Source organism: Oleiphilus sp. HI0067, assembly GCF_001635735.1.
On record NZ_LWFI01000105.1, the window covers coordinates 1 to 651 of the forward strand.

General features: G+C 42.1%; 1 pseudogene. It reads right to left on the reverse strand.

Annotation, left to right across the window (positions count from 1 at the left end):
- Window positions 1-520 (reverse strand): annotated as a pseudogene (locus tag A3739_RS01455) (SGNH/GDSL hydrolase family protein); the annotation flags it as partial.
- Between the last annotated feature and the right edge of the window lie 131 nt (window positions 521-651).

The following is a 651-nucleotide window of genomic DNA, read 5'->3' on the forward strand; positions in this document are numbered from 1 at the left end:
GTGGAAGCTCGTAGTAACCCAACCAAACAACGTTAGCAACACCATCTGCATCCATCTGATTCAACAAGTTCACTGCGTTAATACGCTGATCTTCAATCAAGTTTCTGCATGAACGAGAAGGATTCCAACGATACCATTGCGTGCGGCATCCGTAAGGGTCAAAAAGTGTAGCAGGGATCAAGATGTCGTTACCGCCGCCATCCATAAGAATGGTATTGATATCACCATTGAAGCTGTTTGCAGCGGCATATTGCTCATACACAGATGGCGCCAAGCTACCACCTTGTAATTCAGCACCTGACTGCGTGTAGTCACGAAATTGTGTGCCGGCATTAGCCTCTAGCGTTTCTTGAATTACACCATTCAAATCGAAAATAGAGTCACCTAAAGTCACCACGTCATTTCGACCATTTACTTGCTCTTCATATGGGCTACCCGTACAACCCACAACACTTAATACAACAGCAGTTGCTGCCGTTGCTTTTACTACATTAGATACAACTTTTTTTAGATTTATCATTGTTCTCTCCAAGCTTTTTATTATGTCGCCATACTCGCATATGGCGCGCAACATACTAATAAACTAAGAAATTTAGACCTAACAATTAGAGGTCAAAATATGAACATGACAGGCCAAATCATGAACAATGT